21 protein-coding genes, 1 tRNA gene and 1 riboswitch are annotated in these 26,682 nt (G+C 59.2%); of the genes, 12 read left to right on the top strand and 10 right to left on the bottom strand.

What is annotated here, in order from left to right:
* Positions 1–114: 114 nt before the first annotated feature.
* A riboswitch (cobalamin riboswitch) is annotated at positions 115–328 on the bottom strand.
* 103 nt (positions 329–431) lie between these two features.
* Positions 432–818, bottom strand: coding sequence for an endonuclease domain-containing protein (locus CU103_RS23550; RefSeq protein WP_106666467.1), 387 nt, complete (start codon positions 816–818; stop codon positions 432–434).
* A 338-nt stretch (positions 819–1,156) separates the two neighbouring features.
* On the opposite strand from CU103_RS23550, the gene CU103_RS23555 reads away from it, so the two are divergent.
* The 5 genes from CU103_RS23555 (at position 1,157) to CU103_RS23575 (ending at position 10,748) form a co-directional block, all read left to right on the top strand.
* Positions 1,157–4,498, top strand: a complete 3,342-nt coding sequence (locus tag CU103_RS23555; protein WP_106666468.1) for a transglutaminase family protein — start codon at positions 1,157–1,159, stop codon at positions 4,496–4,498.
* Between the two features lie 14 nt (positions 4,499–4,512).
* Entirely contained in the window at positions 4,513–6,933 is a 2,421-nt protein-coding gene (locus CU103_RS23560; protein ID WP_106666469.1) for a circularly permuted type 2 ATP-grasp protein, read from the top strand.
* Between the two features lie 12 nt (positions 6,934–6,945).
* Positions 6,946–7,824: a transglutaminase family protein gene (locus tag CU103_RS23565; protein WP_106666470.1), complete on the top strand. Its 879-nt coding sequence runs from the start codon at positions 6,946–6,948 to the stop codon at positions 7,822–7,824.
* A 181-nt stretch (positions 7,825–8,005) separates the two neighbouring features.
* Complete coding sequence (gene ppaT, locus CU103_RS23570) at positions 8,006–9,118, top strand: pyridoxamine--pyruvate transaminase (protein ID WP_245448962.1); 1,113 nt, start codon at positions 8,006–8,008, stop codon at positions 9,116–9,118.
* A gap of 73 nt (positions 9,119–9,191) precedes the next feature.
* Complete coding sequence (locus CU103_RS23575; RefSeq protein ID WP_425350642.1) at positions 9,192–10,748, top strand: ABC transporter substrate-binding protein; 1,557 nt, start codon at positions 9,192–9,194, stop codon at positions 10,746–10,748.
* Positions 10,749–10,766: 18 nt separating this feature from the next.
* On the opposite strand, the gene CU103_RS23580 is transcribed toward CU103_RS23575, so the two are convergent.
* On the bottom strand, positions 10,767–11,171 hold the full coding sequence (locus CU103_RS23580; RefSeq protein WP_106666472.1) for a type II toxin-antitoxin system VapC family toxin: 405 nt from the start codon (positions 11,169–11,171) through the stop codon (positions 10,767–10,769).
* Complete coding sequence (locus tag CU103_RS23585) at positions 11,168–11,428, bottom strand: antitoxin (RefSeq protein WP_106666473.1); 261 nt, start codon at positions 11,426–11,428, stop codon at positions 11,168–11,170. The genes CU103_RS23580 and CU103_RS23585 overlap by 4 nt, the downstream gene beginning before the upstream one ends.
* A 131-nt stretch (positions 11,429–11,559) precedes the next feature.
* Between CU103_RS23585 and CU103_RS23590 the strand changes: the two genes are divergently transcribed.
* The 4 genes from CU103_RS23590 to CU103_RS23605 are packed head-to-tail and all read left to right on the top strand — an operon-like array spanning position 11,560 to position 14,916.
* On the top strand, positions 11,560–12,540 hold the full coding sequence (locus tag CU103_RS23590) for an ABC transporter permease (protein WP_106666474.1): 981 nt from the start codon (positions 11,560–11,562) through the stop codon (positions 12,538–12,540).
* A complete protein-coding gene (locus CU103_RS23595; RefSeq protein ID WP_106666475.1) occupies positions 12,537–13,352 on the top strand; it encodes an ABC transporter permease in 816 nt (271 codons plus the stop codon). The genes CU103_RS23590 and CU103_RS23595 overlap by 4 nt, the downstream gene beginning before the upstream one ends.
* Positions 13,349–14,149, top strand: a complete 801-nt coding sequence (locus CU103_RS23600; protein ID WP_106666476.1) for an ABC transporter ATP-binding protein — start codon at positions 13,349–13,351, stop codon at positions 14,147–14,149. Before CU103_RS23595 ends, CU103_RS23600 begins: the two co-directional genes overlap by 4 nt.
* Positions 14,146–14,916 (top strand): ABC transporter ATP-binding protein, encoded by a 771-nt coding sequence (locus tag CU103_RS23605; RefSeq protein WP_106666477.1) that lies wholly within the window; start codon positions 14,146–14,148, stop codon positions 14,914–14,916. The genes CU103_RS23600 and CU103_RS23605 overlap by 4 nt, the downstream gene beginning before the upstream one ends.
* Before the next feature lie 50 nt (positions 14,917–14,966).
* Here the strand turns inward: CU103_RS23605 and CU103_RS23610 are convergent, their stop codons facing one another.
* From CU103_RS23610 to CU103_RS23620, 3 genes are all read right to left on the bottom strand, one after another.
* Positions 14,967–15,326 carry an SPW repeat protein gene (locus tag CU103_RS23610; RefSeq protein WP_106666478.1) on the bottom strand — a complete coding sequence of 120 codons (360 nt, stop codon included), beginning with the start codon at positions 15,324–15,326 and terminating at the stop codon, positions 14,967–14,969.
* A 208-nt stretch (positions 15,327–15,534) separates the two neighbouring features.
* A complete protein-coding gene (locus tag CU103_RS23615) occupies positions 15,535–17,406 on the bottom strand; it encodes a hypothetical protein (RefSeq protein WP_106666479.1) in 1,872 nt (623 codons plus the stop codon).
* Positions 17,407–17,836: 430 nt separating this feature from the next.
* Positions 17,837–17,913: transfer RNA gene (locus tag CU103_RS23620), tRNA-Pro, on the bottom strand.
* A 192-nt stretch (positions 17,914–18,105) separates the two neighbouring features.
* Here CU103_RS23620 and CU103_RS23625 point away from each other — a divergent pair.
* The 3 genes from CU103_RS23625 (at position 18,106) to CU103_RS23635 (ending at position 21,117) form a co-directional block, all read left to right on the top strand.
* Positions 18,106–20,355 carry an AGE family epimerase/isomerase gene (locus CU103_RS23625; protein WP_106666480.1) on the top strand — a complete coding sequence of 750 codons (2,250 nt, stop codon included), beginning with the start codon at positions 18,106–18,108 and terminating at the stop codon, positions 20,353–20,355.
* A 79-nt stretch (positions 20,356–20,434) separates the two neighbouring features.
* Positions 20,435–20,680 carry a type II toxin-antitoxin system VapB family antitoxin gene (locus tag CU103_RS23630; protein WP_106666481.1) on the top strand — a complete coding sequence of 82 codons (246 nt, stop codon included), beginning with the start codon at positions 20,435–20,437 and terminating at the stop codon, positions 20,678–20,680.
* The gene (locus CU103_RS23635; protein ID WP_106666482.1) at positions 20,680–21,117 is read left to right on the top strand and encodes a type II toxin-antitoxin system VapC family toxin; all 438 of its coding nucleotides are present in this window, start codon (positions 20,680–20,682) and stop codon (positions 21,115–21,117) included. Before CU103_RS23630 ends, CU103_RS23635 begins: the two co-directional genes overlap by 1 nt.
* Before the next feature lie 12 nt (positions 21,118–21,129).
* Here the strand turns inward: CU103_RS23635 and betB are convergent, their stop codons facing one another.
* From betB to betI, 4 genes are all read right to left on the bottom strand, one after another.
* Positions 21,130–22,593 (bottom strand): betaine-aldehyde dehydrogenase, encoded by a 1,464-nt coding sequence (gene betB / locus CU103_RS23640; protein WP_106666533.1) that lies wholly within the window; start codon positions 22,591–22,593, stop codon positions 21,130–21,132.
* A 237-nt stretch (positions 22,594–22,830) separates the two neighbouring features.
* A complete protein-coding gene (gene betA, locus CU103_RS23645; protein WP_106666483.1) occupies positions 22,831–24,480 on the bottom strand; it encodes a choline dehydrogenase in 1,650 nt (549 codons plus the stop codon).
* Between the two features lie 14 nt (positions 24,481–24,494).
* Positions 24,495–26,018 (bottom strand): choline-sulfatase, encoded by a 1,524-nt coding sequence (gene betC / locus CU103_RS23650; protein WP_106666484.1) that lies wholly within the window; start codon positions 26,016–26,018, stop codon positions 24,495–24,497.
* Positions 26,015–26,608 carry a transcriptional regulator BetI gene (gene betI / locus CU103_RS23655; protein WP_106666485.1) on the bottom strand — a complete coding sequence of 198 codons (594 nt, stop codon included), beginning with the start codon at positions 26,606–26,608 and terminating at the stop codon, positions 26,015–26,017. The genes betC and betI overlap by 4 nt, the downstream gene beginning before the upstream one ends.
* Between the last annotated feature and the right edge of the window lie 74 nt (positions 26,609–26,682).

The raw sequence follows: 26,682 nt of genomic DNA on the forward strand, positions 1-26,682 counted from the left end.
TCAGGACAGGAATCAGGAACGCACGCGAGATATAGCCGCTATCCGGCAGCCCCGTACGTCCGGGCCCTCGTCAGCGGTAAACATCGCATCGCTCCCGGCACACCCCGTCCGGTTCGAATTTCAGGTTCGATGGCAGGTCTCCTGGCTCGCGGGTCTCGGCTTCGCCTTGCCTTCCCGGCTCATCACCAGTGGCATAGTTCAGGCGTCGCTCACCGCTTACAGTTGCGGGGGCAGCCACGGTTTCGGTCCCTATTGGGTACGCCTCACCGTGTTCCCTTTTCATCTCCGGCGTTGTCTTGCCGAAGAAACCATCAGTACCGATCAATAGAGGAAAAAATGCTCAAAGCAATCAGTTTCATTTGCCTCGATGGCGCTTATCTCCCCCCTTGCGGGGGAGAAAGCGATTTCAGCATCTTAGCCCTTGCCAAGTGCTAGAAATCGCCCGAGAGGGGAATGTGAACTCCGCTTCGTCGCTTGTTGGCTTCGTGTAGAATCTGCGAACATACCCCGTCCAGATTGCGAATGATCTCATCGTTCCAGAAGCGCAGCGTTTTGAAACTTGATGCGTTCAAACATTTATCGCGTTCCACATCTGAGTTGGACCCTGAATGTTGACTCCCATCCAGTTCTATAATCAGCCTTGATCTGAAGCAGGCGAAATCCACTATGTAGCCGAGAAGCGGCGCTTGCCGTTTGAATTTCAAACCGCCCAATTGATTGTTTCGGATTGCTTGCCACAGGATGTTCTCCGCCAAAGTTGCATCCCTGCGCATTTTCCGCGCGTATGTTCGAATGATTGGAGGTGTGTCTTGACGGATCTCTCAATCCCCTCTCTTGGATTTTCCAAGGATTTAGCAAAGAGGCTAAATCCAGGAAAATCCTTTCTCCCCCACAAAGGGGGAGATAAGCGGTGCCCTTAAGTTATGCGCTAACTGTCGCTCGGTTTAATGCGAGCGGCAACGAATGCAAGGTTGCATTGTTGTGAACAGCATGACGTTGCGGGTTGTGGGTCGACTGGCCGCTGCACGCTTGTAAATGCGGCAAATTCTAATTGTGCTAAAATATTTGGCAGAGCCGCATTTAAAGACGTGAACTGCGCAATAGAGTACGCTAGGTTTCTCGGGAACGCGCATTTAGAAGAACAATTTGAGGCGACATGGCAATTCACGCTGCAGTCTATCATTTGACGCACTACAAATATGACCGTCCCATCATGCTGGGGCCGCAGATCATCCGCCTTCAGCCCGCGCCGCATTCCCGCACGAAAGTGTTGAGCCATTCGCTGAAGGTCAGTCCGGCCAATCATTTCGTCAATCTGCAACAGGATCCCTACGGCAATTTCCTGGCCCGCTTCGTCTTTCCGGAGCCCGTGACGGAGCTGAAGATCGAGGTCGATCTCGTCGCCGATATGACTGTCTACAATCCGTTCGACTTCTTCGTCGAGCCGGTCGCGGAGACCTGGCCCTTTACCTATCCGCAAGACATCAGCGAAGACCTTTCGATTTATCTGAAGCCGGAACCGGCCGGACCGCTGCTGCAAGCGTTTCTCGATACGATCGATCGCACACCAACCAACACCGTGAACTTTGTGGTGGATCTCAATGCGCGCATCCAGCGCGAGGTCGGCTATGTCATCCGCATGGAAACGGGCGTGCAGGAACCCGAGACGACGCTGAACGTGCGTACCGGTTCCTGCCGCGATTCGAGCTGGCTGCTGGTGCAGGCCTTGCGTCATCTCGGGCTCGCCGCGCGATTTGTTTCGGGTTACCTGATCCAGCTGAAGCCTGATCTGGTTTCGCTCGACGGACCTGCCGGTACCGACAAGGATTTCACCGATCTTCACGCCTGGTGCGAGGTCTATCTGCCGGGCGCCGGCTGGATCGGTCTCGATCCGACGTCGGGCCTTTTGACAGGCGAAAGTCATGTGCCGCTTGCCGCTACGCCGCATTATCGTAACGCCGCACCGATTTCCGGCATGGCGGAACCCGCCAATGTCGAATTCGGCTTTGACATGCGTGTCACCCGCGTTTCGGAGCACCCCCGCATCACCAAGCCGTTCTCCGATGAATCCTGGTCCGCGCTGGATGCGCTCGGAGAAAAGGTGGACAGTATTCTGAAGGAGCGGGATGTACGCCTTACCATGGGCGGCGAGCCAACCTTCGTCTCCATCGATGATTTCGAATCCGGCGAATGGAACACGGACGCTGTCGGCCCGACCAAGCGCGACAAGGCCGACAAGCTCATCCGCCGTCTGCGCGAACGTTTCGCACCGGGTGGATTTCTGCATTATGGACAAGGAAAATGGTATCCCGGCGAAAGCCTGCCGCGTTGGACCTTTTCGCTCTATTGGCGCAAGGACGGCAAGCCGATCTGGGTCAATCCGGATCTGATTGCGCCGGAAAACAGCAAGGCGAATGTCAAGCCGGACGATGCCGGAAAGCTTCTCACCGGGATTGCCAGCGTGCTCGGCGTCGAAGACGAGATGGTCACGCCTGCCTATGAGGATCCGGCCGAATGGATCGTCAAGGAAGGCAACCTTCCGGCAAATGTCGATCCGTCCAATTCAAAGCTTAAAGACCCCGAAGAGCGCAGTCGAATTGCCCGCGTCTTCGAGCGCGGTCTGACCGAGCCAACTGGCTTTGTCCTGCCCGTGCAGCGCTGGAACAGCCAGGCAGCCGCCGGCCCGCGCTGGCGCAGTGAAAAGTGGAAGACACGTCGTGGCAAGCTTTTCCTGGTGCCGGGGGATTCGCCTGTTGGCTATCGTCTGCCGCTTGGCTCTCTTCCGCATGTTCCTCCATCGGAATATCCTTTTATCGTCCCGCTCGATCCATCGGTCGACCGCGATGCTCTGCCGGATTCAGTAGCGCAACCGGGAGCTCCGGCCGCGCGGGATGCGCCGCAGGCGGTGGCTTCGTTCACCGCGGCCGAAGGCACTCAACAGGAGCGCGTCGAACAGGAACTCGGTGAAATCGGCGGCGCGGTGCGCACGGCCATCTCGGTCGAGCCGCGTGACGGCCGCCTGAGCGTCTTCATGCCGCCGGTGGAGGCGCTGGAGGATTATCTGGAACTGGTTGGCGCCGCGGAAGCTGCCGCAGCAAAGCTCGGTCTTCCGGTCCATATCGAGGGCTATGGGCCGCCGCAGGATCATCGCATCAATGTCATCCGCGTTGCGCCCGATCCGGGTGTCATCGAGGTGAATATCCATCCAGCCTCCAACTGGCGCGAATGCGTCGAGACGACGACGGCGATCTATGAGGAAGCCCGGCAGACCCGGCTTGGCGCCGACAAGTTCATGATCGACGGCCGCCACACCGGCACCGGCGGCGGCAATCATGTGGTCGTCGGCGGTGAAACGCCGAACAACAGCCCTTTCCTGCGGCGCCCTGATCTTCTGAAGAGCCTCGTGCTGCACTGGCAGCGCCACCCCTCGCTGTCCTACCTGTTTTCGGGCATGTTCATCGGCCCGACCAGCCAGGCGCCGCGTTTTGACGAGGCGCGGCACGACAGTCTTTACGAACTCGAGATCGCCATGGCACAGGTTCCGTTACCAGGCAGGGGTACGCCGCCGCTTCCCTGGCTGGTGGACCGGCTTTTCCGCAATCTGCTGGTCGATGTCACCGGTAATACCCATCGCTCGGAGATTTGCATCGACAAGCTGTTTTCGCCCGACGGTCCGACAGGCCGGCTGGGGCTCGTCGAGTTCCGTGGTTTCGAGATGCCGCCCAATGCACGCATGAGCCTTGCACAGCAGCTGCTCGTTCGCGCATTGATCGCCCGGTTCTGGAACAGCCCGATCGAGGGTAGCTTTGTCCGCTGGGGCACGTCCTTGCACGACCGTTTCATGCTGCCGGCCTTTGTCTGGCAGGACTTTCTCGATGTTTTGGCGGACCTGCGCCAGCACGGTTTCGATTTCCGTCCCGAATGGTTCGAGGCACAGCTGGAATTCCGCTTTCCGTTCTGCGGCGAAATCGAGAATGAGGGCGTCAAACTCGAACTGCGGCAGGCGCTGGAGCCGTGGCATGTCATGGGTGAACAGGGGGCCATCGGCGGCACGGTCCGCTTTGTCGACAGTTCGGTTGAGCGGCTTCAGGTCAAGGTCGAAGGCTTCAATGCCGCGCGCTACAGCGTTGCCTGCAACGGCCGGGAAGTGCCGCTGAAAATGACCGACGTCAATGGAACCGCCGTTGCCGGCGTGCGCTACAAAGCCTGGCAGCCGCGCTCGGGCTTGCATCCGATGATCCCGGTCAACACGCCGCTGGTCTTCGATATTTACGACCAGTGGTCGGGCCGGGCGATTGGCGGTTGCGTCTATCATGTCGCACATCCCGGCGGCCGCAGCTATGATACGTTTCCTGTCAATTCGAACGAGGCCGAGGCGCGCCGCCTGACCCGGTTTGAGCCACGCGGGCATACGGCCGGAGGATATGAGCTCAGGAAAGAAACGCCATCGGCTGAATTTCCGATGACTCTCGATCTGAGAAGGCCGCGCCAGAATTGAGACCGAAAGGAAGCATGACTGCAAGCAAACCAGCACAATCGCTGCCCGGAGCCGGATCAGAAACCCGGCCCGGCCTGCTTGCGAGCTACAGGCCCCTGCCCAATGTCGCCGACGAGATGATCGATCCGTCAGGCGCGGTCCGCCCCGGCTGGGAAACCCTGCTTCACACACTCGACGAGATCGGCCCGGAAAAGCTTGCGACGCGCTTTGCCCGCGCCAATCAGTATTTGCATGATGCTGGCGTGTTTTACCGTGTCTATAACGAGAACGGTACGCAGGAGCGCGAATGGCCGCTCGCCCACATTCCGATTTTGATCAATGAGGATGAATGGCGGTCGATCACCCTTGGCCTGACGCAGCGGGCCGACCTGCTCGAAGACATCGTTGCCGACGTTTACGGCGAGAACAAGCTGATACGGGACGGTTTGCTTCCCCCTGACCTGGTTGCCTCGAATCCGGAATTCCTGCATCCCGTGGCGGGGGTAAAGCCCGCGAGCGGTCATTTCCTGCATTTCTGTGCCTTTGAACTCGGGCGCGGGCCGAATGGTCAATGGTGGGTGCTTGGCGACCGGACGCAGGCGCCGTCCGGTGCAGGTTTCGCGCTGGAGAACCGCGTCGCGACGACCCGCGCGCTGTCGGACATTTCGGGCGCCATGAATGTTCACCGGCTGGCGGGCTTCTTCAAGGATTTCCGCGACAGTTTGCAAGGGCTGATCAATAGTCCGCAAGGGCGCGCCGCGATCCTGACGCCCGGACCGAACAATGAAACCTATTTCGAACACGCCTACATCGCCCGCTACCTCGGCATCATGTTGCTGGAAGGCGATGACCTGACGGTCAGCAAGGGCAAGGTGATGGTGCGGACCGTTTCCGGTCTCAAGCCCGTCGATGTCCTTTGGCGGCGCATGGATGCTGCCTATGTGGACCCGCTGGAACTGAAGACCGATTCATGGATCGGCACGCCGGGCATGGTCGGCGCATTGCGCCGGCGCTCAGTCTCGCTGGTCAATGCGCTCGGATCGGGGATACTCGAAACCCGTGCACTGCTGGCTTTCCTGCCGGCCATTTCGCAGGCGCTGCACAATCGCGAACTCGCATTGCCGAGCATCGCGACCTGGTGGTGCGGGCAAGAGAAGGAGTGCAAGCATGTGATCGACCGGCTCGACCAGATGATGGTCGGTCCAGCAATGTCGACGCGGCTGCCCTTCGAGGATGGCAATGTAACGGTACTTGGTTCCAGCCTCGACGACGTAGCGCGCCAGGGGCTGCTTGCCAGATTGCAGAAGGACGGGCGCGGGCTGGTCGGCCAGGAGGCCATCAAACTCTCGACTACGCCGGTCTATGTCGACGGCAGGCTCGAGCCGCGGCCATTCGTGCTGCGCGTCTTTGCGGCACGGCACAAGGATGGCTGGAGCTTCATGCCGGGAGGATTTGCCCGGGTCGGTTTCACGCTCGATACCGCTGCGATCGCCATGCAGAGGGGCGGACAGGCCGCCGACGTCTGGATCACCTCGAGCGGTCCGGTCGCCAAGGATACGCTTCTGCCACGTGAGGACGATACGTTCCGGCGCAATGTGCCGGGGACGCTGCCAAGCCGCGCTGCCGAAAACCTGATGTGGATGGGCCGCTACATTGAGCGCGCGGAAGGGACGGCGCGTATCCTGCGTGCCTGTCATGCGCGCTATGCCGAGGCGGCCAATATGGAACTGCCGCTGCTGGCGGAAATGCGCGATTACCTGAAGCCGCTGGGCGTCAATCTCGATACCGCCATTCCCAAGGGGCTGCAGCGCTCCATCGATGGCGCGATGCTCAGCGCCGGACGCATTCGCGACAGATTTTCGCCCGATGGCTGGCTGGCCCTGCGCGATCTGTCGAAGACGATCCATCGTTTTCAGGACGTCGTATCACCTGGCGACGACACTACGCGTGCCATGACGATCATCCTGCGCAAGCTCGCCGGTTTCTCCGGTCTCGTGCATGAAAACATGTATCGCTTTACCGGCTGGCGTTTTCTCGAAATCGGCCGCCGGCTCGAGCGCGGCATTCAGATGGCGCGGATCCTGGCGACGTTGTCGCGCCATGATGCGGCGGATGGCGCGCTGGAAATGCTGCTGGAGATCGGCGACAGCGTCATGACTCACCGGCGGCAGTACAGCGTTTATTCCGGCCGGATCAGTGTCCTTGATCTGCTGGCGCTCGATCCGCTCAACCCGCGTTCGATCATCTTCCAGCTCGATGCGCTGAAGACGGAGTTCAGCCTGCTGCCGTCGCGAGAGGCGGGTGCCAACATGCCGGCGTTTTCCAAGAAGGTGTTGCGCCTCCACACGGATCTCGCGATCATGGAGGCAACCGACCTGACGCCGGAAAAACTCGGCACGCTCGCCTTCGAAATCGGCACGCTGTCCGATACGATTTCCGATACCTATTTCGCGTGAGGGTTGCGACGCATGCTTTATAACATCCGTCTTCACCTCCATTACGACTACGAGCGGTCGGCAGCGGGCGGGCGGCATCATATCCGCGTCATGCCCCAGACAATGACGGGTGTCCAGCGCGTGATAGCTTCCAGCCTCTCCTTCGATCCGGTCTCGACAGAGCGGTCGGAATTCACGGACTTCTTTTCGAACACTGTCACCTCGATTGTCTATCGCAATCCGCATGAGACGCTGGACGTGACAATGACCGCCCGTGTCAATGTAACCCGTCCGCCAAACATGCTTGATGTTTCGCCCGATCTCGCCGGCCTGCAACGGGAGATCCGTAGCGTCTGGTCGATTGCAGCCGATGCGCCGCATCACTTCCTGACCAGCAGCGCCCATGCAACGATCGATCCGGAAATCACGGCCTATGCGGCGAAGAGCCTTGCAGGTACACGCACGGTAATGGAAGCGGTCAAACATCTGAACAATCGTATCCATGCTGACTTCACCTATGAATCCGACGTCACCGATGTGAGAACGAATGCGCGCCAGGCGTTCGATCTCCGGGCAGGGGTGTGTCAGGATTTCAGCCATGTCATGATCGCCGGCCTGCGCGGCATCGGCATCCCGGCCGGGTATGTCAGCGGCTTCCTGCGCACCATTCCGCCACCCGGCGAGGAACGGCTCGAGGGCGCTGATGCAATGCATGCCTGGGTTCGCGTGTGGTGCGGACGCGAGGCTGGCTGGCAGGAGTTCGACCCGACCAACGCCATGATTGCCGGCAACGACCATATTACTATCGGCTACGGCCGCGACTATGCGGATGTGTCGCCGATTGTCGGCGTCCTCAAGACCAGCGGCTCGCAGGAGGGCAAGCAGTCGGTCGACGTCATTCCGCTGGAGTGAGGGGTGGAAGAGCGAGGCCGAGCCTCGACGCTTGCCATCTCTCCCGCAAGGGGAGGGATAATCGGCATCAACGTTTCCTGAATTATTGGAATGGTTTTTCTTGGTTTCCGGCAATACGGAGAATAAGGTCTGCATCCTGAGCAGATTATCAAGAATGGGATGAAATTCCGAAGTGCGATCAATGCTTCCCATCCCGCCGCTCATGCTCACCACCGGACCAGTGCCGGCCTATCCCGAAGTGCTCGCCGCGCTTGGCAAGCCGGTGCTCTATGATTATCACCCGGCGTTCCAGACCTACTATGCCGGCGTCGTCGAGAAGCTGCGGCAGGCGTTGAGGACCGACAATGATCCGGTGATCATGCAGGGCGAGGCCATCCTTGGCATCGAGGCTGCGGCCGCGGCACTCATTGCCAGAAACGACGTGGTTCTCAACCTGGTTTCGGGTGTCTATGGCAAGGGTTTCGCTACCTGGGCGGCGCGATATGGGAAGGAAGTCGTTGAACTTGCCGTGCCCTATGACGAGATCATTGACGCTCAAGCGGTGCGCGAGGTCTTGCGCAGGCGTCCTGACATTTCAGTCGTGTCGCTATGTCATCACGATACACCGTCCGGCACGCTCAATCCCTTGCATGAAATCGGGGCGGTTGTCGCCGAGCACGGCGCTTATCTGATCGTCGATGCCGTATCGTCATTCGCCGGCATGGATACGCATCCACAAGATGCACATGCGGACATTTTCATCACCTCGCCTTCGAAATGTCTCGGCAGCACACCCGGTCTCAGTCTCATCGCTGTCACCGAACGCGCCTGGGCGAAGGTCGAGGCCAATCCCGATGCGCCGCGCGGCTCGTTCCTCAGCCTTCTTGCATGGAAGGGGGCGTCGGAGGCCGGCAAGCCTTTCCCGGTAACGCCATCCATCGCCGAAATATACGCACTGGACGCAGCGCTCGATCGCTACACGAGGGAAGGTCCGGCCAATGTATGGATACGCCATGCACAAACGGCCCTGGTCGCACGCCAAGGATTACTCGGGCTTGGCCTCGCACTGTGGCCGAAGCAAGAGGCCTGGTGCGCCCCGACGGCGACTGCCTTTAAAGTACCTGAGGGCATCAGCGACGTAACGCTTCGGGACAGCCTGTTGCAGGACCACGGCATACTGGTCTCGCTTGGGCGCGGCGAGACCGCAGGCAAGATCCTGCGCATCGGCCATATGGGAGCTTCCGCCGAGCCGGCTTTTGCCCGCACCATCATTTCCGCACTGAGCGGTATTCTATCCCGAACCCCTGCCGAATAAGAGGATTGCAACAATGTCCCGTATCCTGTTGAACCGACGCGCTTTTCTCGCCACGACCGCCAGCATCGGGGCGATGACGATCCTGTCTGACCTGAGCTGGGCACAATCGGCAACACCTGCGAAGGGTGGGCGTCTGGTTGTCGCTGGCGATAGTGAGCCCGCCAACCTCAATCCGGCCATCGTTGCCTCGAACGGTGTGTTCTTCGTCGCCAGCAAGGTCATCGAGCCGTTGGCCGAACAATCCTATGACGGCAAGGACGGGCTGTCGCCGCGCCTCGCCACATCCTGGGAAGGGTCCGCTGACGGTTTGACGGTGACGTTCAAGCTGCGCGAGGGTGTGACCTGGCATGATGGCAAGCCGTTCACCTCGGCCGACGTTGCGTTTTCGGCCCTTGAGGTCTGGAAGAAACTGCAAAATCTTGGCCGCGTGGTTTTCAAGAACCTCGAAAGCGTCGAGACGCCGGACGAGCACACCGCGATCTTCAGATTCTCGCAACCGACACCATTCCAGCTCATCCGCAACGCTCTGCCGGTGGTAACCTCGGTCGTGCCGAAGCATGTCTATGAGGGGACGGACATCGCCAAGAATCCGGCCAATCAGCAGCTCGTTGGAACAGGTCCATTCAAGTTCGGCGAGCACAAGCCCGGCGAATATTATCTGCTCAAGCGCAATGACGCCTATTGGCAAAAGGACGAGCCGCTGCTGGATGAGATCGTCTACCAGTTCCTGCCTGACCGCGCTGCAGCGGGCAATGCGCTGGAAGCCGAGCAGATACAGCTTGCGGGTTTCTCCGCCGTCCCGCTTGCCGATCTGGACCGTATATCCAAGGTGCCGGGCCTGAAGGTCTATTCCAATGGCTATGAAGGGCTGACCTATCAGCTGATCGTCGAGATCAATCATCGCCGCAAGGAGCTTGCCGACGTCAAGGTACGGCAGGCGCTTGCCCATGCAATCGATCATGATTTCGTCGTCAAGACCATTTTCCTCGGCTATGCCAAGTCATCGACGGGACCGGTCCCCGCCTACGACAAGACTTTCTATGAGCCGGATGTGACCAAATATGCCTTCGACCCGGCCAAGGCGGAAGCGCTGCTCGATGAAGCCGGCTACAAGCGTGGAGCAGACGGCAAACGCTTCAAGCTGAAGCTTTTGCCCGCGCCATTCTTCAACGAAACCAAGCAGTTAGGCGATTATCTTCGTCAGGCTTTGGCCAAGGTCGGGATCGATGCGCAGGTGGTCAGCAATGATACCCCCGCGCATCTGAAGGCGGTCTATACCGACCATGATTTCGACATCACGGTCGCGACGCCGGTCTATCGCTCCGACCCGGCGATTTCCACCACGATCCTGTTCGAAAGCGGCCTGCCTGCGGGTGTGCCGTTCTCCAACCAGTATGGCTATGCCAATCCGGAAGTGGACAAGCTGATCAAGGAGGCTGCATCAACTGTCGATGCGGAAAAGCGCGCCGGACTCTACAAGGAACTGCAGAAGAAAGCCGCCGACGACCTGCCGCTGATCAATGTCGCCGAGTTTTCCTTCATCACCGTGGCGCGCGACACTGTGCAGAACGTCTCCGACAACCCGCGCTGGGCCGTGTCGAACTGGGCGAATGTGTGGGTGAAGGGGTAGGGGGATATTGTTAGATAGCTAGATGGTCCAGTCTTCGACCTTCAGGCCCTCCACCCTTTGAAACTCGCGAACATTGTTGGTTATGAGAATCAGGTCGCGGGCTTTTGCCTGGCCCGCGATGAGCACATCGTAAGGCCCTATGGGCTGGCCGGCCTGTGCCAGCGTGCTGCGCAGCTCTCCCGATACCCGCGCATCTTCCTGATCAAACTCCAAAATGGGAAAATCGAGAAGAAGCAGACGGAGAGCTTCCAGGTTGAAGGAAATCTTTTGGCTCTTGTAGACACCGAAATAGAGCTCATGCGCGACGACCGAAGGGATACCAATCTCCCCCTCGCGCTTTTCAAGGATGAGGCGGACCAAGCCGTCCGATTTCCGCGAGACCAACTGAATTACAGCATTGGTATCAAGCACATAGCGCATCATTTGAACAACGTGTCCAATTCCGGCCGCTCCTGCGCCGCGGGTTGCTCGCGACCGCCGTCCAGAAAGTCTGGGCTGAAGCCATGATCGAGGGCCGCTTTGAGCGAACTCCATGCCTGCTTGTCGGCCTTGTGGGGACGCAGGATAAGAGCATCGCCCTCGCGCGAAATTTCAACTTCCTCGACATTCAAGCGGAATTCCTTCGGCAGGCGTACAGCCTGCGAATTCCCGGAGTTAAATACTTTTGCAATCTGCGGCATGTTCGTATTCCTCGACAAAAAGTATATACGAGTGTGTATATACCTTTTGGCCGTATAGTACAAACCCGTTTGTTTTCCAGAGCCAATCCCTCTAGACTCCAAACCTGTTCGCCTGACAGCCGGAGCAATTCTTGCCGCCTTTCGTTTCCTTTTTCCTGAGACGCCTTCTTGGTGCGCTTCCGGTTCTTATCGTGGTGCTGGTTGGCAGCTTCCTGCTGCTTGAGGCCGCTTCCGGCGATGCGGTCGATTCCTATGTGGCGCGGTCCGGCGCCATGGATGCCGAGCAAATGGCGCAGTTGCGGCAGGAATGGGGGCTTGATCAGGGGCCGCTCCACCGTTTCAGGGCCTATGCATCGGCGCTGGCGCAAGGCGATCTCGGCTGGTCCACCGCCTTCGAGCGGCCCGTTGGCTCGGTGATTGCCGAGCGCCTGCCGGTCACGCTGCTGCTCATGGGTATTGCCACGGCGCTGGCTTTCTTCCTTGGTTCCCTGCTCGGCGTTCTCGCTGGCGCAAGACCTGGATCGTTTCGCGACCGTTTCCTCTCCATTACATCGCTGGCGCTTTATGCGGTGCCGGGTTTCTGGCTTGGCCTGGTCCTGATCGTGATCTTTGCCGTGGACCTGCGCTGGCTTCCCATCGGCGGTATCGAGACCGTCGCTTCCGGCAAATCCGGCCTGGCGCGTATCGGCGATATCGCCGCCCATCTGGTCTTGCCCGTCGCGTCACTCGCCATGGTCTATATGGCGCTCTACCTGCGGCTGATGCGTGACCGCATGGGCGAAATCTGGCGCGATCCCTTCGTCAGGGCTTTGGAAGCGCGAGGCCTCAGCCGCCGGCGCATCGTCTGGCGCCACGTCGCCCGAAACGCCGTGCTGCCGGTTGTGACCATGCTGGGATTGCAGGCGGCAGCGATGCTGGGCGGCAGTGTCGTGGTGGAAAGCGTCTTCGCCATTCCGGGCTTCGGCCGCCTCGCCGCGGAAGCCGTGGCGCGCCGGGATACGCCGCTGCTGCTCGGTGTGATCCTGTGCAGTGCCGTCACCGTAATCATCGCCAATCTCCTCGTCGATCTTGCCTATGGCAAGCTCGATCCTCGTGTGAGGGCCGGGCGATGATCTTCTGGAGACAGATGAACTTCGAGGGGCGCGCCGGTTTGATTTTGCTCGCGATCCTTGTCCTGATGGCGCTGCTGGCACCCTTGCTTGCGCCCGGCGATCCGCTGGCCATTACCGGCGAGCCGATGCTGCGGCCATTCACATCCGGGACGCACATGCTTGGGACTGACCGGCTCGGCCGCGACGTGCTTGCGGGTCTGTTGCATGGAACGCGCACCACACTGCTTGTTGCTTTCTCTTCGGCGGCAGTCGCGCTGATCGCCGGCAGCATCGTTGGCACGCTCGCGGGTTTCCTCGGAGGCATTGCCGATACGGTGCTGATGCGCATTACCGAGGCTTTTCAGACCGTTCCCGGGTTCCTTCTGGCGCTTGCATCGATCAGCGTGACTGGACCGAGCGTCGCGACACTGATTTTCGCCATCAGCCTTGGCAACTGGACCCAGGCCGCCCGTGTGACCCGCGCCGAGGTCTTGTCCCTGCGCGAGCGTGATTTTGTCGCCGCCGCGCGAACACTCGGCATGCGGCCGCTGGAGATCGCCTTTCGCGAGATATTGCCCAATGCCTTCGGCCCGACAGCTTCGCTTGCCGCCATATCCGTCGCAGCTGCCATTCTGATCGAGGCGGCACTGTCGTTCCTCGGTTTTGGCGACCCGAACCGCGTGACCTGGGGCAGCATGATCGCGGAAGGGCGTGCCGTGTTGCGCGCCGCGCCCTATCTGTCGATCGTTCCGGGATTGGCACTGGTCATTACCGTCCTCGGTATTCACCTGATCGGCCGGGGGCTCTCACGCACCGAGAGGCTGCAGCCATGAGCGAACCTTACCTGCGCATCCGGAACCTCACCGTGGATTATGGCGGGACCGCTGCCCTGCAGGACGTATCGCTGCAGCTTGCCAAGGGCGGAAGGCTGGCGCTCATTGGCGAGAGCGGGTCCGGTAAATCGACGCTTGCCATGGCAATCGCCGGCCTCTTGCCACGGCGGGCACGTTCCGGCGGGACAATCGAGTTTCCCGCCTTGCCGCGCCAGCCAAGCCTTGGCAAGGACATCGGCGTGTTGTTTCAGGACCCTAGCGGCAGTCTTGACCCGGTGATGACGATAGGAGACCAGATTGCCGAAGTGGTGATGACGCATCGGGGCCTGAGCTGGATATCGGCGCGTTTGATGGCCGCCGAATTGCTTGATCGTGTTCATATTCCAAAGCCGCTTTCCCGGCTCAACAGCTATCCGCATGAATTTTCGGGCGGGCAGAAACAGCGCATCGCTCTCGCCGCCGCCCTGGCAGGCAATCCGTCGCTGCTCATTGCTGACGAGCCAACCAGCGCGCTCGATACGGTGGTGCAGAGGCATATCGTCAATCTTCTCGATGAACTGGTGCGGGACAATGGCCTGACCCTGCTGTTCGTCACCCATGATATAGCCCTGGCTTCCGAGCGCGCCGATACGATCGGGGTGCTTTACAAGGGAAAGCTGGTTGAATGCGGGCCCACCGCCGGGGTCCTGGGTGAACCGGAGCATGCCTACACGAAAGCGCTGATCGCCACGCATATTTCACTGGATATGCCGCGCCGGAAGCGGCTCGCCGAAATCAATGCGGATGGCCTGCAATGATGCAGCGCGCGTCCCCCATACTCGAGGTCAGGAACCTTGCCAAACGCTTCGGGGATCACGGTGCGGCCGGGCTCAGGAACGTGGATTTCTCGGTCTCAAACGGGGAAACACTGGCGGTGGTCGGTGCCTCGGGCTCCGGAAAAACGACGCTGGCGCGTCTCGTCATGCGGCTATTACCGCCTGAGGCTGGTTCGATTCATTTCCGCGGGCAGGATATTACTGCGTTACGCGGCGAAGGTTTGCGGCGCCTGCGTCCGCATTTCCAAATGGTGTTCCAGGACCCGCTGGCAGCGTTCAATCCGCGCGCCAGTGTCAGGCGCGTTCTGGAGGATCCGCTGCGGCTGCACGGGCTTGCGGCGAAGGCCGAATACGATACCGTCATCGGCGCGACGCTGGAGCGCGTCGGTCTGAGCGCAGATCTGATAACGCGGCTTCCGCTGGAATTGTCCGGCGGACAACGGCAGCGTGTCGCGATTGCGCGCGCAATTCTGACCAAGCCCGACCTTATCGTGCTCGACGAACCGGTATCGGCCCTTGATGTCTCGGTGCGTGCGCAAATCCTCAATCTGCTGCTCGATCTGCAGGAGGAGACAGGGGTCGCCTACCTCTTCATCTCGCACGATCTTGCCGTCGTCCGCGCCTTTGCGGACAGAATGATCGTGATGGAGGAGGGGCGCATCACCGAAACTGGAATGACCGAACAGGTGCTTGCAAATCCGCAGTCGAATGCGACGCGTATTCTGATCGCCGCCGTTCCGCGGCTATAGGATGGAGCCCGCCGCTTTCCGCGGCGGGCCTTGCAGCAATGGTCCAGAACTCAGGCGTGTGCGTGGGGGTGATGAACGTCCCAGACCGCCCAGGCCGATACGGCGGCGACGAGCAGCCCCAAAACGACGCTAGTCCACATCGCGTTCACATTGGCCGTAAAACCGAGCACCCAAGGGGACGCGACCAGCCAGAGACCAAGGACCAGGTTTGCCCATTCCTCCCATTCGGCGAATGCTGAAATCGCTGCGACCGCCAGAGCACCGAGCGCGATGCCGACGATCCATGCGTTCCAGGTCGGCGTGGTTTCAGCCATAAAGCCGAAGAACCAAGGGGAGATGAACAAGCATACCGCCAGGACCAGATTGGCCCAATCCTGAGGCTTCCTGCCTTCCATCAGAGTGTTTGCCATGACAACCTCCAATTATGAAGCGTAAGCAAAGCACCAATGTTCGCGTGCACTGCACGCTTCAAGATAAAAATAATTGCTGCCGAGGGTCCATTCAAGAGGTTCTGCGTTAGATATTGCGGTGTTTACAATGTCTGACGGCCCAAGGCTTCAACAAATACTGTAGAGGGTGTCAAGGGCGGGCGGCGTTACGCCAACCCGCCCCATCCGGTCATTGGATAAACTGGATTTCGGGTTCTTTCTTCAAATTTGATGGTGGATTGCTGGCGACGAGTGTATGTGCGGCAACGGGCTTGTCTGAATTGTCGATATCCAGCGACCAGACGGTCACATTGCTCCAGGACATGTTATCCAGAATCTCCGGAATGACCCCAATGACTGGCGAAGCGACCGGAACGGCTGTTTTGCCTTTGACAAAGACAGGGACCTCACCCTCGAGAGGTTTTAGATCGGTATCGGCTTTGAATTTGCCCTTCTCGTCAAGGCAGTTGATGACGCCGTTCTTGTCATAGCTTAGTTTCCTGATTTGCGGATTCGTGCTACCCGCAACCAACCTGCCATCATTGCGGATCGCATATTGTATGGTCGGCGTGGTTTTGAAATTGCTCTCCATCAGCGCCTGACTACACGCAATAAGGAAGTCCAGTTTGAACTTGCTCTTGTCGAGTTCATCCCTGCGGGCGCTCGTCTCTACACTGGCATCCATATGATCCAGACAAATATCAATACCAAAGGGCAGACCGTCTATTATGTCGTTTTCGAATTTTCCCGGGAGCACATTACCCTGCGAGTCAAATGACTGCCCTTTGAATGAACTGGTTTTCTTGATGTATAGTTTCAGGCCTCCTTTGGTCGTGTCACACCATGTTACTTCCATATCGACAGCCGGAACTGTCTTGATTTTTCCAGATGTGCAAGCCGGCCCAACCGCAGGAGGACCCGCCATACCACCAATAGTGGTCAGAGATCGATAGTAATCGAGATCCGATACGACTCGCTTGGGCCAGATCATATAAGCCGGCCGCGGATAGTTTTTGTCGTCCGTTGGCAGGTTGTGGATGCAGACAACGCGATTGGTCGGCTCGTATATGGTGCTGCTGAGGCCTGCTGGCGGATTGCCTGCGAGCTTGGTCTCAGGCATTGCCCTGAGCACCGCGATCGTGCCTGGCAACAGGACAATATGGCCGTATTCTTCGATGGGAAAGAGGGATATCAGTGTTCTGACGTTGCGTGTTACCGTATCGAGGATTAAATCCGCAATCGTTTTCGATCCGTCGTTTTCTAGCGTTTTCACCAGTTCGGTTTCATCCAGGAAATCGCCCCACGGCACGTTCCAGAAGAATTCCGGCGCGGTGAAAAAGCTGACATCGAATTTTCTATCGAGCGGAGGATGCGCTTTAAAGGCCTCCGCCATGGCCCGGTACAAAAGCGCGAACTTGTTGTCCAGCGCACGCTTCAGACAGGTCTCGATCCCTTCAAAGGTTTTGGTTTTGGTTATTTTCTTGTTCTTGTCAGCCGGATCTGTAACCGCATAGGTATACAGAACCGAACCTTGCGTGCCCTCCGACACTTCCTTGCGGCCAAGACCCTGCGAGAACGTATTATACTGAAGACTGTATATCCCGACTTTCCCCGGCCAGGAAGACTGCGGCCGGAAAGACGCAATGACAGGTGCTGGTGCATCGGCCGACGATGCATCAGCAATCGAAGTGGCAGGCGTCGATGTGGCAGGCGTTGATACACCGGGCGACGCAGCGTCGCCGGTGTCCGGTTGTCCGCGCTGTGTCTGCTGGGATGCAAGTACGCCTGTATCCCCGGGCGCGCTGAACGGCGGCAGTGGTATTCGCAACCCGTCTGGCGCGGGGATGGGCGGCGAAATCTCGGCCGTCGATGCCGGAGGCTCGAATGTCGATGGAGCATCGGCGTCCGAAATTGCATTGTCGCTGTCATTGCAGCCACCCAGCATCGCGAGAAGCGGCGCGGCCGGCAACCAGGCGCATCCCATCAGCAGCTTGCGGCGCGATTGCGAGATCTGATCGGTGTCCGAAGTGGGCGTGCGGCCCGTTCCAAAGTTTTTCTTCATTAAAATACCCCAGAGAAAATTGTTGCAGACGGTTAAAAACAACCCGTCACAACCATGAAAGCAGGTTTCATGCCAAGTGATCTGCCAAGGGCAACCTGACGTCCGCATTGACATGATTGGGGGAAAGTATCGCCAGTGCAGTGCGCATAGGCGGCTGAACCTACTTATATGCAAGCGATTACTGGGAGTTGAATTGGGTTGCACTATGGTCGCGCGGATGGAGGGTGATTAAATCTTGTGCGTAAAACAGTAATTGCACATTTAACAGGCGTACAACATGGCCCCGCTGTTAGCTTTAATGCACGGTCAGGCGACTCAAGGGGTATCGGCCCGATCCTTTCGGCCGAGAAGACGGAAAGCCTGCATTTGAGCGGGTAGAGCACAATCTGTGGGGTAATAGCGGGCTGGCGCACAAAACCCATGAAAACACTGGTCGGAGTGAGAGGATTCGAACCTCCGACCCCGTCGTCCCGAACGACGTGCGCTACCAGGCTGCGCTACACTCCGAAACCAGTGACGGCCGGTATATAACGTCCGGTTTCCACGCCTGCAAGTCGTTTTCTATGCACTATTTGATTATGCGCGAGAAACACCTTTTGAATCAACCTACTCCCTATTTCCCTCTGTGATCGGCATCCAAATTCCTGTATCGGTTGGCGACACGGGTTACAGTGCGTTGCAAGGGCAGGACCGCAATCAATGACGGCAAAAAAGCAAAAGATCATCAGCTTTGTCATGAGCGGTGGCGTCGGTTCACGGCTTTGGCCCTTGTCCCGTGAGGATTTCCCCAAGCAGTTCCATAATCTTTCCGGACAAGGCTCGATGCTGCTGCGTACCGTCAAGCGCATGGGCGCGCGGGAGGGGGACGTGGCCGTTCCAGTCTATTTGCTGGCATCCGAGCGCCATTCAAACCGCATCAATCAGGATCTCGCCGGCATAGACCTTGCCGGCGGCAGGCCGGTTCTTGAGCCGATGGGCCGTAATACTGCGGCGGCCGTGGTGCTGGCAACGGAGGTAACCTTACGCGAGCACGGCGACGAGCTGGTGCTTGTCGTGCCTTCCGACCATGAGATCACCACCGATCGCGATTTCTGGAACACGGTCGAGGCGGGCGTGGAAGCCGCGCAAGCCGGCCGCATTGTCGTTTTTGGTATTCAGCCCGACCGCCCGGAAACCGGATTTGGCTATATTGAAGTCGGTCCGCAAACCGCGGGCACGCGCGACGTGGTGCGCTTTGTCGAAAAGCCAAACGAAGAGACTGCCAAAGGATATCTCGAATCCGGGCATTTCCTCTGGAATGCCGGGATTTTCCTCTTCCGCGCCAGCGTGATGCGCGATGCCTTCAAGGCGCATGCGGCGGATATCTGGGATAAGGCCGTTGCAGCGCTTGATCAGGCGAATTCCAATATTTCAGGTACCTACCTGCCACATGACCTTTACGCCGCCGTTCCATCAATTTCGGTTGACTATGCGATTATGGAACATGCTTCGGACATCGCGCTCGTACCCGCGACGTTCCGCTGGAATGATCTCGGTTCCTGGCAATCCCTGCTGGAAGTGGGGTCGGTCGACGGCAATGGGAATGTGATCGTGGGCGACGTCGTTGCGATCGATTGCGAGCACAGCTATCTGCGCAGCGACGGACGGTTGCTTTCGGCGGTCGGTTTGCGCGACACGGCCGTAGTGGCGACATCAGACGCAACATTCGTTGCGCCGGTAAGCGAGAGCCAGAATGTTCGCAAGATCGTCGAACAACTGGAAAAGACCGGCCGGCTTGAAACCAAGTTCACTCCTGCTCAGGATCGCCTGCCGCAGGTGGGCGCCTATGGTAACCGTGTCCGTCATTGGCTGTTCGATGAAACGCTGCCGCTCTGGTCCACCGTCGGCGTGGATGACAAACATGGCGGGTTTCATGAAGCAATGTCCTTCGAGGCAACCCCAATCATCCGCCCCAAACGGATGCGGACCATGGCGCGGCAGATTTATGCTTTTGCCGTCGCTTGTGAAATGGGCTGGCAGGGACCAGGGCACGCGCTGATCGACCATGGCATCGATTTCATCACCGCCAATGGGCGCACGGATCGAGGCGGCTGGGTCAGGACCTTCAATCCGGATGGCAGTGTTCTCGACGCCACGGAAGATGCCTATGACCAGTCCTTCGTGCTGCTTGCCCTGGCGCATGCGCACAAGGCGGGGCACAGCAAGGCGCTGGCGCTGGGCACCGAAACCTTTGCGTTTATCGACGAGTATCTGGCGGATGCACGGTTGACGGGGTTCCTGGAGACTCCCGATGACAAGGGGCTGCGCCGGTCAAACCCGCATATGCACCTCCTGGAAGCCTTCCTCGCCTGGTACTCCGCGACCGGCAATCGCGACTATCTGCAGCGGGCGGCACGCATTGTCGACCTGTTCCGCCATCACATGTTCGATCCGGAAACCTGGACCCTCGGCGAATATTTCAGCAGCGACTGGGAACGCGCACCGGGCGAACAGGGCGAGTGGACCGAGCCCGGCCACCACTTCGAATGGGCTTCCCTGCTGGTGAACTTCGCAGCGGCATCCGGTCAGAAAGACGTCACGCGCTTTGCCCGCAAGCTTTATTCATCGGCTATTGCCAACGGTCTGAACCGGGCCACCGGTCTTGCCTACGGCGCCGTCTCGCGCCACGGCCTGCCGCTTGACACGAATTCCCGCAGCTGGCCGCAGACCGAAGCGGTCAAGGCCGCCATGGCGCTTGACGGGAATGGCGGGCCGGACCTCAAGCCGGAAGTGGAGGCCCGCGTCGGCCGGCTCTTCCGCTGGCATATCGAACCGGCGCCGAAGGGGCTTTGGATCGACCTGATCGATGAGACTGGAAGAGCCAAGGCCGAAGATGTTCCGGCCTCGATCTTCTATCACCTTGTCTGCGCGCTGACGCAGTACGTGGATTATGTAGGTAAAGGGAGATAATCAAAGCTCACCTTGCTTTTACGAGAATATACGCTTATGTATATTCGCATATGCATAAAATGAATATGCGAGGCGCGAAATGTCCCTTTATATCAGAGACGATGAAGTCGATGCTCTCGCCAAGCAGGTGCAGCAGGCGATAGCAGCGCCCACCAAGACAGAAGCTGTGCGGATTGCCTTGCAGCATGAACTTGAAAATGCTCGAAAAAGCATACCGTTGTGGGAACGCATAAAGGCCATTCAGGAGGCGGCGCGGCAAATTGGCCCAGACGATCCCAATTTCGATATGAAGGCGTTTACGGATGAAGGGTGGGATGGTCTGTAATGTTTCTGGATGCATCGGCAATTGTTGCTATCGTTGGGGGTGAACCTGAAGCCAGGCATCTGGCCAACAAGATTGAAATGGCCGTCACCCCCATCTGCTATTCGTCGCTTTCGGTATATGAAGCCATAATGAGTTTTGCACGAAAAAAACGTGGTGAAACGCTTGGGGGTCAATTGCCGATTCCTGCACATCTCATTGATCAATCGCAAGAGCTCATCGAAAGGTTTCTCATCGAAGTTGATGCACAAGAAGTGCCGATTGACATGGCCATGCATCGCGTGGCGATCAAGGCCAGCCGGGATTACGGACGTGCGGTGGCACACCCGGCGCGATTGAATTTCGGCGATTGCTTCGCCTATGCATGCGCCAAGGTCCACAATATCCCGCTGCTATATAAGGGAGATGACTTCCCATTGACGGATATTGAATCCGCTTGAAGCCATCAAACCTCAATACGGGCTGTCGACCTTGCCCGTTTCCACATAGACCGACTTGATCTGGCTGTAGTGATAGAGCGCAGCTAAACCGTTCTCGCGGCCGACGCCGGATTGCTTGAAGCCGCCGAACGGCATCTCGACCGGCGCGAGGTTGTAGGTGTTGATCCAGCAGGTGCCGGCCTTGAGCTGGCTGATCACGCGGTGCGCGCGCGACAGGTCCTTCGTGAAAACACCGGCCGACAGGCCGAACTCCGTATCATTGGCGCGGGCGACGACCTCGTCCTCGTCATTGAAATCGAGAACGGCCATGACCGGCCCGAAGATCTCCTCGCGGGCGATGACCATGTTATCGGTCACATTGGTGAAGATCGTCGGCTCGACAAAACAGCCGCCCTCAAACCCCTGCATCTGCGGCACGCCGCCACCGAAATGCAGCGTTGCTCCTTCGGCCTTGCCCTTTTCGATATAGGACACGACCTTGTCGCGCTGGGATGCATTGACCAGCGGTCCGAGATGGATTTCCGGATCAAGCGGATCGCCGAGGCGAATGGCCTTGGTGCGCGTGGTCAGGCGGTCGAGGAACTGGTCCTTGATGCCGCTCTGCACGAAAACGCGCGTGCCATTCGAGCAGACCTGGCCGGTCGAATAGAAATTGCCGAGCAGCGCGCCGCCGACCGCATTTTCCACATCGGCATCGTCGAAGATGATCAAGGGCGACTTGCCGCCCAGCTCCATGGTGGCGTGCTTCATATGCGAGCCGGCCTGTGCCAGCACGCGCTTGCCGGTTGGGACCGATCCGGTCAGCGATACCTTGGCGACCAGCGGGTGATCGACGAGTTGCGAGCCGACATCGCCAAAGCCCTGCAGCACATTGAAAAGGCCGTCTGGCAAGCCCGCTTCCTTGTAGACTTCGGCGAGGGCGAGGGCGGAGAGCGGGGTGTTTTCCGAAGGCTTGAAGATCATGGCATTGCCGGCAGCAAGCGCCGGAGCGGATTTCCAGCCCGCGCCCTGTATAGGGTAGTTCCATGCGCCGATGCCGACGCAGACGCCCAGCGCCTCGCGCCTCGTATAGGCGTAGGAGCCGCCAAGCTCGATCATCTCGCCGTTGAACCCGGCGATGATACCGCCATAAAATTCCAGGGCATCGGCGGCGGAGGCGGGGTCTGCGACCAGCGTTTCCTGAATGGCCTTGCCGGTATCGAGCGTTTCCAGCTCGGCGATTTCGGCATTGCGTGCGCGAAGGATATCGGCGGCACGGCGCAGGATGCGGCCGCGCTCGACTGGCTTGAGCGCTGCCCACGCCGGTTGCGCGGCTGCCGCTGCGTGCACTGCCTGCTCGATCAGAGCGGGCGTGGCACCGAAGAGCCGGGCGATGATCTCGCCGGTCGCCGGGTAGATCACATCAAGCGGCTTGCCTGCCTTGTCCTCGACGAAGCGGCCATTGATGAAATGCGAGGCTGATGGCTGTGCGCGCATGGTGTTCTCCTGAAGTTTGTTCATTTGTATCGTATTTGGCCGCCGCTTATCTCCCCCTTTGTGGGGGAGAAAGGATTTTCTTGAATTTAGCCCTTCGCTAAATTCTTAGAAAATCCCAGAGAGGGGGTAGTCTGTTTGGCAAATCCCCTCTCTTGCGATTTCTAGCACTTAGCAAGGGCTAAGGTGCTGAAATCGCTTTCTCTCCCACAAGGGGAGAGATAACCAGCACCGTTTCACTTATCGATCACTTACCTGCCAGCGCGGATTGATCCAGGGTTCCTGGTTGGAGCGTGGCAGGGGATCGCGGCCAAGGATATGGTCGGAAGCCTTTTCACCGGTCATGATCGACGGCGCGTTGAGATTGCCATTCGTCACCCGCGGGAAGATCGAGCTGTCGGCAACGCGGAGTCCTTCGACACCGATGACGCGGCATTGGGGATCGACCACCGCGGTCCGATCATTCGCCGCACCCATCCTGCAGGTCCCGCAGGGGTGGAAAGCGCTTTCCGCATGTTCGCGCAGGAAGTCATCGATCTCCTCGTCAGTCTGCACATGGCTACCCGGCGAAATCTCGCGGCCGCGATAGGGATCGAGCGCCGCCTGGGCGAAAATCTCGCGCGTCAATCGCACGGCATGGCGGAAATCCACCCAGTCATCGGGATGCGACATGTAATTGAAGAGGATCTTCGGCTTCTCGAAAGGATCGGAAGAGCGGAGCGTGACGCTGCCACGCGATTTCGAACGCATCGGCCCGACATGCGCCTGGAAGCCATGACCCTTCGCCGCCGCCTTGCCATCGTAGCGGATGGCGGCCGGCAGGAAGTGGTACTGGATATCCGGGTAATCGATGCCGGGCTTCGAACGCACGAAAGCGGCGGATTCGAAATGGTTGGTCGCGCCATGGCCGCTCTTGAAGAACAGCCATTCGGCACCGATCAATGCCTTGGAGAAAAGTCCAAGCTTGGAATTCAGCGTGATCGGCTTCAGGCTCTCCTGCTGGATGTAGACCTCCATGTGGTCCTGCAGGTTCTGGCCGACCCCGGGCCGGTCGGCAACGACCGGAATGCCAAGTTCCTTCAGATGCGCGGCGGGGCCAATACCCGACAGCATGAGCAGCTTGGGTGAATTGATGGAGGAGGCAGCGACGATCACTTCACGGCGAGCGCGGATCACTTCCGTCTTGCCGCGCCGGGCAATCTCCACCCCCACGGCGCGTTGATTCTCGATGATCACACGCCGGGCGAAGCCGTTGACGAGATTCACATTTTTACGTTTCAGGGCAGGGCGCAGATAGGCGTTGGCGGTTGACCAGCGGCGCCCCTGATAGATCGTCTGCTCCATGGCGCCGAAGCCCTCCTGCTTCGAGCCGTTGTAATCGTCGGTAACCTCAAATCCGGCTTGCTTTCCCGCGTCGACGAAGGCGTGGAAAAGCGGATTGTCGCGCCGGCCGCGCTGGACATTCAACGGACCGCTCGTTCCGCGCCAGCCGGCTTCGCCGCCGTGCGAATTCTCCATGCGCTTGAAATAGGGCAGCACGTCCGCATAGGACCAGCCCGCCGCGCCGCTTTCCGCCCAATGGTCGAAATCATGCGCGTGACCGCGCACATAGACCATGCCGTTGATCGAGGACGATCCGCCGATTACCTTGCCGCGTGGCGTCACCAGTGTGCGCCCGCCAAGATGCGGTTCCGGCTCAGAGTTGAAGCCCCAGTCATAGGCGCTCATGTTCATCGGGAACGACAAGGCCGCCGGCATCTGGATGAAGGGGCCAATATCTGTGCCGCCAAATTCAATGACGATCACGGAGTACTTGCCGTCCTCCGACAGGCGGTAAGCCATGGCGGAACCGGCCGACCCTGAACCAATGATGACGAAATCTGCTTCCATGGCCGGGCCCTTACTCACTCGCCGCGCGGATAGCGGGCATTCTCTTCCAGGACATTCAAATCCATATGATTGCGCATGTAGCGCTCCGAGGCCTTCTGCAGCGGCTGATAGTCCCAGGGATAGTAGGAGCCGTTGCGCAGCGCCTCATACACAACCCAGCGCCGTGCCTGGCTTTCGCGCACGGCCGCGTCAAACGCCGCCATGTCCCAGCGCTTGCCCGCCCTTGCCTTGAAATCGGCAAGCAGTTTCTCATGCGCGGGATCGCTGGCGAGGTTGGTCAGCTCCCGCGGATCCGATTCAAGATCAAAGAGTTGCGGCGGGTCGATCTCGCAATGCACGAACTTGTATTTGCCGTCCCGCATGCAGACCAGCGGCGCATTCGAGCCTTCCGCTGCATATTCCATCAGGACTGGTCCGGCGCGGTCCTGGCCTTGCATGACGGGCGTGAGGTCTTCACCATCGGTCCACTGCAGGACTTCGGCAATATCGATGCCGCCCAGGGCAGCGAGGGTTGGATTGATGTCGAGCGTCGAAACCGGCTGGCTGATCAATTGTGGCGCGATGCCCTTGCCCGCAATCATCAGCGGTACGCGGACCGAGCCTTCGAAGAAGTTCATCTTGAACCACAGACCGCGCTCACCCAGCATGTCGCCATGGTCTGAGGTGAAGACGATGATCGTGTCTTCCAGCATGCGCGTCGTACGCAACACCTCGAGGATTTCGCCGACCTTGTCGTCGATATATGAGATGTTGGCGAGATAACCCTGCCGTGCTCGCCGCACCTGTTCCGGGGTGATATCGAACTCCCGGTGTTCGCAGGCCTCCATCAGCCGCTGTGAATGCGGGTCCTGTTCCTCGAAGGAAATGCCGCCCACGACCGGATCGAGCGCGGGTGACCCTTCATAGAGGTCCCAGTATTGGCGCCGCGCCACGTAAGGGTCGTGCGGGTGGGTGAAGGACACGGTCAGGCACCAGGGTCGCCGCGACGCATCATCGGACTCCCGCGACAGCTGGTAGAGTTTCTGCCGCGCGTGGAACGCCACTTCGTCATCATATTCCATCTGGTTGGTAATTTCGGCAACGCCAGCGCCGGTGACGGAACCGAGATTGTGGTACCACCAGTCGATGCGCTCGCCCGGCTTGCGATAGTCCGGTGTCCAGCCGAAGTCAGCCGGATAGATGTCGGTCGTCAGGCGCTCTTCGAGACCGTGCAACTGGTCCGGGCCGACGAAATGCATCTTGCCGGAAAGCCCCGTATAGTAGCCAGCCCGGCGCAGATGATGCGCGTAGGTCGGGATGTCGGAAACGAACTCGGCGGCATTGTCATAGACCCGGGTGCGCGACGGCAATTGGCCGGACATGAGGGACGCGCGGGCAGGGGCACAGAGAGGCGAGGCCGTATAGGTGTTGGCAAAGCGGGCCGAACGCTTGGCCAGCGCCTTCAGATGCGGTGCATGGATGAATTCCGCCGGGCCATCCGGGAACAGCGTTCCATTCAGCTGATCAACCATCAGTATGAGGATATTCGGCCTTGTCATTGCGATGCTCCGGCGGCGGCTAGTTTCGTCGTTACATAATCTTCTACGAGCGCTATGGCATTCGCTGCTTCAGGCGCGCCATTGCGCAGCGCATGGCGGATATAGAGCCCGTCAATCATTGCGCCCGCTCCCTCGGCGATCTGCATCGCCGTATCCCGCCTCGTCAGCTGCTGCAGCGCATGCACGAGATTGGAATGCATGCGCCGCGCGTACACGCGTAGCAGGCGGCGCGTATCTTCCGACTTTTGCGCGTGGACGTAGAAAGTCAGCCAGGCGGCAACGGTTTGCGGCGCAAACTGCGAGGCCGAGAAATTGACGGCAATGATCGCCGCGATGCGTGCGGCGGGCGTTGCGGCGGTTTGCAAGGCTGACAGCAGGTCGCGGCCGAGTTCCTTCAAAAGATGTCGCATAGTGGCGAGGATCAGCTGTTCCTTGCCGCCAAAGTAATGATGCGCGAGGGCAGGCGAAACGCCGGCCTCATGGGCAATCTCGGCGACCGTCACATCAAGCGAGCCGCGCTGGCCGATGGTGCGGATAGCAGCATCGATCAACTCCCGCTTGCGCAGTGGTTCCATTCCGACTTTGGGCATGTTGAGAAACCTCGTTTGATCGGCATATTATTATTGATTGACTGATCAATCAATAAAAATCGAAGAGCTATTTC

Source organism: Phyllobacterium sophorae, from assembly GCF_003010965.1.
Classification (GTDB): Bacteria; Pseudomonadota; Alphaproteobacteria; order Rhizobiales; family Rhizobiaceae; genus Phyllobacterium; species Phyllobacterium sophorae.